Below are 7,009 nucleotides of genomic sequence, written 5' to 3'. Positions count from 1 at the left end.
GGGAAGCGGCTCGGGGATCGCGATCAAGATGCCGCGGGTGCCGGGCATGGCCGACCAGGACAGCCCCGGCGCGCCACCCGAGGCGGTCGCGGCCAACCTGCCGCCGCGGCAACCGGTTTGCGAAGAGTGCCTGCTACAGGCGAAGAAAAGAGGCCAGGCGCTCGCCGAGCGCTGAGGAACCGCGATGACGCCGAACCCCCGCCATTGGGCCAGCGAGCTGTGGCAGCGCTCCCGCGATCGCGGCTTGCAGACCCACATCGATGTGCTGGTCGACGCTACCGGGCTGGACGACTATCCCTTGCTTACCGAGCATGCGCGGCAAAGCGATCCTCCGGCGCTGTTCAAATTGCTGGAGCAAACCCCGGAGGCCGCCCTGGCCGACGAGGGCCCACTGCTGCTGCGCCTGGAAGACGGCCACGCGGGCTGGCTGGACGAACTGCTCGAACGCATCGACTGCCGCCGCCACCTGATGCTCCTGTTCAGCCCCTGGCCGTTGCCGCGCCTGGGCGAGCACCTGCGCAGCTGCACCCAGGCCGAGTGGAACCAGGGCCGTTCCAGCGGCGTGCTGCGTTTCTACGATCCGGGCCTGTTCATGGCCGTCAGCGACATGCTCGACCCCCGGCAGAGCCGTTACCTGCATGCCCCGGTTTCCAGCTGGCACTGGCTGGACCGCGACGGCCGGCCGAGGGCGCTGGCCGGTCATTACCAGGCCCACGAGACGCCGCCGCTGCAAGCGGCCCTCCGCCTGGAAGCGCATCAAGTCGCCGCCTTGCGCGCCTGGAGCGAGGCCGAAGCCTACCGCCGCGAATACTTCGTGCTGCCCCGCGAGCATGGCCTGGGCGGCCAGGAAAGCCTGCTCCAGCATCTGGTCCAGGCGCACCTGGCCGCCGACCGCCAGGGCTTGCAGGACTTCGACCAGCGCGATGCCTTCGTCGCCCAGTGGCTGCGCGAACAGACCCCCGGCCCCGGCTTTTCCCCGGCGGGAACGAGTCGCGCATGAACGCGCGTGGCATCGGCCTTCCCGCCCTGCTTCCGGGGCCCCTGCTGGCCGCAGGCTGCCAGAGCGGGCCAGACATGCTGGCGGCGCCGGTGATGGGTTCCAACCATACGTCCGCGGCGATCAATTGGTTTTCGGTGAATGGGGCGGGTGGACCGCGTTTAGACCCTTATCAGGGGGATGGTAGCCAGGTTTGTTGCGGAGTGATTCCAAAGAAGTGGAATCCAAATTTGAAAGCTGTCGTGGAATGGGAGAAAGATCCCAAACCGCACGCCGCTATAAGGCGAGATAAATATGGACGGCTGGATAAAGATGATTACTTGAGACATGCCTCAAGCTACACCCGACACAAGATGATCGTGGATATACCTAGATGTAGTGAAAAAATATGCCTGTTGCAGGTGCATTTCCTCCCGTGCGACCAGGTCGCGGTCTCAACAACCTATTACAGCCAGGGGCATCCAGAGTATCCAGATAGAAAGTATTTTCAGAAGAGAGAGCCTTCATGCAAAAGCTCTTGAATGCAAAGGGGTTAAGGACACCTGTTTGGCTGATTGCTTTACTGATAGGTTTTTTGTTTTTACAAGCGTGCCAGGCAGGCCCTGATATGGTGTCTACTCCTATCGGAGGATACAACCATACTTCGGCGGCTATTAACAGATTCAGTGTAAATGGTGCTGGCGGATTAAACCTTGGTCCATTTCAGGGGGGAGCAGGGCAGGTATGTTGTGGTGTCGTTCCTAGAGTTTGGAAGCCGGGCTTGAAGGCAACCGTAGAGTGGGAGGTAGATCCTGAGTCAGGGGCTTATAAAGACTGGCCGGAAAGATATTTTCAGATGGCTGGAGAAAACGTATGAGAGGGCATGGACTCTTGTATGTTCGTCATAAGGAAACTGTCGATATACCTTCTTGTGATAGTAAGGGGATTTGTTCGCTAAAAATACACTTTCTTCCATGTGATAAGGTTGCTACTTCAGTTGCCTGTTATACGCCGTTTCATCCTGAATATCCGAATAAAGGTTACTTTGATATGAGGGGTATGTCATGCAGAAGTTGATGAACTTGATCTGTGTGGGAAATAAAAAGTCCATTGGGCTGGTGGCTTTTCTCAGCACCTTCTTTGGGCTGGTGGCATGCCAAGCTGGGCCTGAAGTGCTGTCTGCACCTATCATGGGTTACAACCATACTCCGGCGGCGATTAACGAATTTACGGTGAATGGTGCTGGCGGACCGAACTTAGGTCCTTATCAGGGAGATGGTAGTCAAGTTTGTTGTGGGGTAATTCCAAAGAGATGGAATCCAAATTTGAAAGTTATTGTGGAATGGGAGAAGGATCCCAATCCCCGTGCCGTTATAAAACGAGATAAATATGGGCGGTTGGATGAGAGTGATTATTTGAGGCATGCCTCAAGTTACACCCGTCACAAGGCGACTGTGAATGTGCCTAGGTATGATGAAAAGGTGTGCTTGCTGCAGGTGCACTTCTTGCCGTGTGACGAGGTGGCTGTTTCTACGACTTGTTATGGGCCAAATCATCCAAAATATCCTGATAAGGCCTATTTCGAGATGAGAAAGTCAACGATATGTCCGGCTAACTGAAGGCAGGTGGGAAGATGCCTAATTTTGGATTTCATATAGCACCCACCCATCCTGTGGCAGGCCGCCTGATTTATGATTCTAAAAAATTATCAGAAAATATATTAAAGCAGCAGAGCGATGAACGGGTTTTTTCAAGGGTGCAAGAGCAAAAAAGGCTTTCTGAAGGTGACGTAGTCGGTGGTGCGCCTTGCTGTAAAGCTATCCATATTACACTTGGTTTTGATGGGACTAATAATAACGATAAGGCTGATGATTCATCGGTTTCTCCATCTTGCAGTAATGTCGCTAGGCTAATTCATGCAAGTATTGGGAGCGGCGATGATATAAACAGTAGGGGGATTTTTAAGTACTATTGCCCAGGTGTGGGTACGGTGTTTCCGGATATTAAAGAATTTACGCCTTCAAGCATGGGGTTAATTGGTGCTGAGGGAGGCGAAAATCGAATAAACTGGGGGCTGGTTCAGTTAGTTGATGCTCTTTTCTATACTTTATTAAAAAGTAGGCTTAAACTAAATGAGGTTCAGGGCCTAGTAGAAGAAATGTCCACTAACTGGACCGTCAGTACGCTCACTGGTGGTTTATTGGAAAACGGCGAGAAAAAACGCCGAGCTGCCTTGGAGCCAAAACTCAAGGAACTGGAAGAAAAGCTTCGACAGCGTCAGAACTCTGGACAGAAACCGCATATCCTGGCCATGCGCTTGTATGTCTACGGATTCTCCCGTGGGGCGGCAGAAGCACGAGCCTTTGCCAACTGGCTGCAGGAGCTAACCCGGGTCAGCGATGCCGATGGTCGGGTGGAATATCGCTTTGCCGGTCTGCCGATCTCGATCGAGTTCCTCGGCCTTTTCGATACCGTGGCGGCAGTTGGGCTGGCGGATAGTGCGCCGTTCGCTGTCGGGCATATGGATTGGGCCGATGACACCATGCGCCTGCCCGATGAGGCCCTCTCCCAGTGCCTGCCGACCATCCTGCCGGAAGACTGTTCTTTTCTGAAACGTTGCGTGCATCTGGTTTCCTGTCATGAGCAGCGTGCCAGTTTTCCACTCGATTCGATCCGCCGTCGTGACATGGATGCCAACGGACGTCGGACGGGGCCCTCCTGCTACCGGAAGTGGACGGTGGAATATGCTTATCCTGGTGTTCACTCGGATGTTGGTGGCGGTTATGGCGTCGGCAACCAGGGGAAAGCTGTGGGAGGTTCGGAATTTCTGCTATCCCAGATAGCGTTGCAGCATATGTATGCGGAGGCTTTCGAGGCAGGTGCTCCTTTGCAAGTTCCAGCACCTGCCGTCCATCCAGACTTTCATGAAGATTGGCGGGTAATGGTGCCCAAGATTGAAGCGGAGTTCAGCGTCTCCGAAGAACTCGCCACCCGTTTCAACGCCTGGCAGGCCCAGGCCAAGGCCGGCCCCCTGGAAGAGGTGATCCGTCGCGAGACCGCGTTGATCACCGCCTGGCGCATCGACCGCTATGCCGGCGGGCTGCGCAACAAGGCGTTCTTCGCCAATGTCCCGCCGGACATGCCGGAAGCCCAGCAGAAGGCCTGGGAGGCCCTGCACAAGCGGCGTAGCCGGGAGTACGCGGCCGCCCAGCAGGGCGAGCCGCTCCCGCCGATGAGCGCCGCCGAACAGGCGGAGTGGGATCGCAACGTGGCGCTGATCGGCGGCGAGGACCAACTGCGCGACCTGCGGGTGGAGAAGCAGTTCGACCCGCCGCTGGACCAGCGCCAACTGCTCGGCGCCGCCGCCGAATTCGCCCATGACTACAAGGGCGACTGGGGCGTGCTCGACGACGGCATGACGGTGGGGGGAGTGATCGACCTGCTGCTCGGCGGCACCGTATTCCTGATCAACGAGGAAGACGAAGCCGAGGAATACAGCCAGATCCACCGCGACGGCAGCGCGCGCTACCACCAGTTGTTCAGCGCTCCCGACCGGGTGGCGCCGGGCCAGGAAAAACTGGTGGCGCTGTTCGACGAACAGGTGCACGACTCCCGCGCCTGGTTCATGAACACTTCGGCGATAGGCCCGCGAGAACCTTTCACCGACTACTTCCGCTATCGCCTGGTGCATTTCGACAACGAGTCGAACAAGCGGCTCTCGGTACTGGCCACCGCCGGGCGGGTGGTAGGCGTCGGGGTGATGCTGGCCAGCGTCGGCCTCAGCGTCAAGCGTCGCGATCCGCGGATGCTGCTCGGGCTGTTCCTGCCATCGCTGGCGCGTCCGCTGCTGAGCGGCAAGGTCGGCCTGCCGGAGATCAGCGCCTTCGACCCGCTGACCGGGATCGCCTTGCCGATGGTCGGCGGGGCGGCGCTGGACAACCTGCGGGCCTTCACCCGCGAGCCTGGCGACAAGGTCGAGCAGATCGGCCAGTTGCCGCCACCGCCGCCGCTGGCGGTCGCGGCGGTGCAATCGCCCGCATTGCAGCAGGTGCTGCTGGCTCAGCAGACCGTGGAGGCGCTCAAGGCGCGCGACCTGGGCAGCCTGGCCGGGCTGGTGGCCAAGGCCGAACTCACCCAGGCGCCCGCGGCGGCGACGCCGGCCTGGCTCGCCGAGGCGAAGCAGGCCTTGCAGGACATGGGTACGGAGCAGGCGCAACCGCCGAGCCCCGGCTCGGCGCCGGGCTGGCTGCAGCGCGGCAAGGACCTGATGGAATCGCTTTGAACCTCGACCGGCGAACGCGGCCGACCTGTCGCCCCGGATCATTCGGCGCGGATGTCGAACCCGCTGCTGGCCTCGCTGACGATGCGGAAGCGCGCGTTGCCGTCCGCGGCGATCCGGGTTCTCAGCTCGCGGTTCAGCAGGCCCTTGCCGCAGAGAGTGTCGTCCTGGGTATCGATGCCGATACCGACCACATGCTCGCCCGCCGGCACCTGGAAGCTGGCTTCCTCGCCGACGCCGATGCGCGCGGCGACCTGGCGGTCGATAAGGAACGCCACGTAGCAGCCGCCGCCCAGGTAGCCATAGTCGCGGTGGACTTCCAGCCGGCCGCCACCGCTCACCGGTTGCTGGTAGCCGAGCAGGCGTTCGGCGGGGATCGCCCGGGTCTTCTCGGCGGGAACCGAGGAGCAGCCAGCCAGGAGGAAAAGGATCGCTACGGCGTACATCGGGCGCATGAAGGCTCTCCGTCGAAAGGTTCCCTCAGGCTAGCCCAGTTTCGCTGGAGCGCGGAGCGACGGGGCGGAGTGGGCTAGAATGCCTGGCCTGTTCTTCCGGAGCCGACTACCGATGCGCCAGGCCCTGCTGATCGTCGACGTGCAACCCTGTTTCGCCCCGCCGGACTGGCTGCTGGAAGGCATCGGCCAACTGCTCGGGCGGATGCCCTCGGTGGCCAGCGTCGAGCGCCATGACGAGTCGCGTACGCCGTTCCAGCGCCAGCTCGGCTGGCGACCCCCGCTCGACGATGCCTGCCTGGTGGCGGCCGACCGGGTCTTCGTCAAGCATGGCTACCTGCCGACGGCGGAACTCGTCGACCATCTGCGTGCGCTGCGAGCGGAACGGGTGCTGGTCTGCGGCATCCAGGCCGACACCTGCGTGCTCGCCGCCGGCTTCGCCCTGTTCGACGCCGGCCTGCAACCGACCCTGGTCGGCGACCTGGTGCTCGGCTCCTCGCTGGATCGCTCGGGGGAGCTGGGTGTGCGCCTGTGGAAGCATCATTTCGGCCAGGTCGTCAGCCTGGCCGAGGTGCTGGCGGATTGAGGCTCAGTGGGGCCGGCTGAGCAGCGCGACCGTGGCCTCGGCATTCATCATCCGCGCCGCCGCCAGCGGCGTCAGCCCGGCGGCGTCCTGGGCGTCACGACGGGCGCCGTGGGCCAGCAGGCTGGCGGCGACCTCGGCCTGGTTGAACATGGCCGCCATCATCAGTGCGGTCTTGCCGTCGGCCGAGGCGCCCTCGACGTCGGCGCCGCCGGCGAGGAGCAGTTCGACCATCGCCAGGTCGCCCTTGAACGCAGCGCCGGCCAGCGGTGTCTGCCCGGCCAGGTTGCGCAGGTCCGGGTCGGCCTTGTAGGCCAGCAGCAGGCGTACCGTGTCGGCGTGGCCATGGTAGCTGGCCAGCATCAGCAGGCTATCGCCCTTGTGGTTGCGCAGGTTCGGCGGCAGGCCCTGTTGCAGCAGTTGCTCGAGGCGCTGGCTGTTGCCCTGGCGGGCCAGGTCGAACAGCTGGTGGACGAACTCCTGGGTTTCCATATCCAGTTCTGGGCGAGGGCTATCGGTCATGGGGCTGCTTCCTTGTGAATACCGGGTTTGCCGAATGATAGGCGGCCTTGCCGAGGTGGGCTGTTGAGCATTGCCTATGGGGCGAGTTGGCAAATTCAATCGATGGTTGGGGTGGGAAGGTGCCAGCCTGCTGTGACCGGAAGCCGGCCTGGTTGCGTCGTCTTTACAGTTCGATACGGATATCGGTGGCGAAAACG

The 7,009-nt window shown here is 60.9% G+C and carries 8 protein-coding genes and 1 pseudogene; 7 read left to right on the top strand and 2 right to left on the bottom strand.

Annotated elements, in window-relative coordinates:
* The 6 genes and pseudogenes from HMPREF2581_RS32415 to HMPREF2581_RS32400 all read left to right on the top strand — a co-directional run.
* Positions 1 to 175, top strand: a pseudogene (locus HMPREF2581_RS32415) (Rhs element Vgr protein); the annotation flags it as partial.
* A gap of 9 nt (positions 176 to 184) precedes the next feature.
* Positions 185 to 1,000 (top strand): toxin Tle1 chaperone Tla1, encoded by an 816-nt coding sequence (locus HMPREF2581_RS20400; RefSeq protein WP_003138322.1) that lies wholly within the window; start codon positions 185 to 187, stop codon positions 998 to 1,000.
* Complete coding sequence (locus HMPREF2581_RS33355) at positions 997 to 1,518, top strand: Tli1a family immunity protein (protein WP_031636319.1); 522 nt, start codon at positions 997 to 999, stop codon at positions 1,516 to 1,518. The genes HMPREF2581_RS20400 and HMPREF2581_RS33355 overlap by 4 nt, the downstream gene beginning before the upstream one ends.
* Entirely contained in the window at positions 1,503 to 1,853 is a 351-nt protein-coding gene (locus tag HMPREF2581_RS33615; protein ID WP_171894134.1) for a DUF3304 domain-containing protein, read from the top strand. The genes HMPREF2581_RS33355 and HMPREF2581_RS33615 overlap by 16 nt, the downstream gene beginning before the upstream one ends.
* Positions 1,854 to 2,040: 187 nt before the next feature.
* Positions 2,041 to 2,595: an immunity protein Tli1a gene (locus HMPREF2581_RS20395; RefSeq protein WP_003138323.1), complete on the top strand. Its 555-nt coding sequence runs from the start codon at positions 2,041 to 2,043 to the stop codon at positions 2,593 to 2,595.
* Between the two features lie 14 nt (positions 2,596 to 2,609).
* Positions 2,610 to 5,258 (top strand): T6SS phospholipase effector Tle1-like catalytic domain-containing protein, encoded by a 2,649-nt coding sequence (locus tag HMPREF2581_RS32400; protein WP_003138324.1) that lies wholly within the window; start codon positions 2,610 to 2,612, stop codon positions 5,256 to 5,258.
* Positions 5,259 to 5,296: 38 nt separating this feature from the next.
* Here HMPREF2581_RS32400 and HMPREF2581_RS20380 read toward each other — a convergent pair whose 3' ends face one another.
* Positions 5,297 to 5,710 (bottom strand): hypothetical protein, encoded by a 414-nt coding sequence (locus tag HMPREF2581_RS20380; RefSeq protein ID WP_003091632.1) that lies wholly within the window; start codon positions 5,708 to 5,710, stop codon positions 5,297 to 5,299.
* Positions 5,711 to 5,789: 79 nt separating this feature from the next.
* On the opposite strand from HMPREF2581_RS20380, the gene HMPREF2581_RS20375 reads away from it, so the two are divergent.
* The gene (locus tag HMPREF2581_RS20375; protein ID WP_003130147.1) at positions 5,790 to 6,293 is read left to right on the top strand and encodes a cysteine hydrolase family protein; all 504 of its coding nucleotides are present in this window, start codon (positions 5,790 to 5,792) and stop codon (positions 6,291 to 6,293) included.
* A 3-nt stretch (positions 6,294 to 6,296) separates the two neighbouring features.
* Here HMPREF2581_RS20375 and HMPREF2581_RS20370 read toward each other — a convergent pair whose 3' ends face one another.
* On the bottom strand, positions 6,297 to 6,812 hold the full coding sequence (locus HMPREF2581_RS20370; RefSeq protein WP_003091630.1) for an ankyrin repeat domain-containing protein: 516 nt from the start codon (positions 6,810 to 6,812) through the stop codon (positions 6,297 to 6,299).
* Positions 6,813 to 7,009 lie beyond the last annotated feature (197 nt).

The sequence above is a fragment of the Pseudomonas sp. HMSC057H01 genome (genome assembly GCF_001836405.1).
Taxonomy (GTDB): Bacteria; Pseudomonadota; Gammaproteobacteria; order Pseudomonadales; family Pseudomonadaceae; genus Pseudomonas; species Pseudomonas aeruginosa.
The sequence above is the reverse complement of the archived record's forward strand: the minus strand, read 5'-3'. Positions and strand labels throughout refer to the sequence as shown.

Excerpts from the sequence above, each read along its gene's own strand:
- HMPREF2581_RS20400 (WP_003138322.1), top strand. The coding sequence starts at position 185 with ATGACGCCGAACCCCCGCCATTGGGCCAGCGAGCTGTGGCAGCGCTCC.
- HMPREF2581_RS33355 (WP_031636319.1), top strand. The coding sequence starts at position 997 with ATGAACGCGCGTGGCATCGGCCTTCCCGCCCTGCTTCCGGGGCCCCTG.
- HMPREF2581_RS33615 (WP_171894134.1), top strand. The coding sequence starts at position 1,503 with ATGCAAAAGCTCTTGAATGCAAAGGGGTTAAGGACACCTGTTTGGCTG.
- HMPREF2581_RS20395 (WP_003138323.1), top strand. The coding sequence starts at position 2,041 with ATGCAGAAGTTGATGAACTTGATCTGTGTGGGAAATAAAAAGTCCATT.
- HMPREF2581_RS32400 (WP_003138324.1), top strand. The coding sequence starts at position 2,610 with ATGCCTAATTTTGGATTTCATATAGCACCCACCCATCCTGTGGCAGGC.
- HMPREF2581_RS20380 (WP_003091632.1), bottom strand. The coding sequence starts at position 5,710 with ATGCGCCCGATGTACGCCGTAGCGATCCTTTTCCTCCTGGCTGGCTGC.
- HMPREF2581_RS20375 (WP_003130147.1), top strand. The coding sequence starts at position 5,790 with ATGCCTGGCCTGTTCTTCCGGAGCCGACTACCGATGCGCCAGGCCCTG.
- HMPREF2581_RS20370 (WP_003091630.1), bottom strand. The coding sequence starts at position 6,812 with ATGACCGATAGCCCTCGCCCAGAACTGGATATGGAAACCCAGGAGTTC.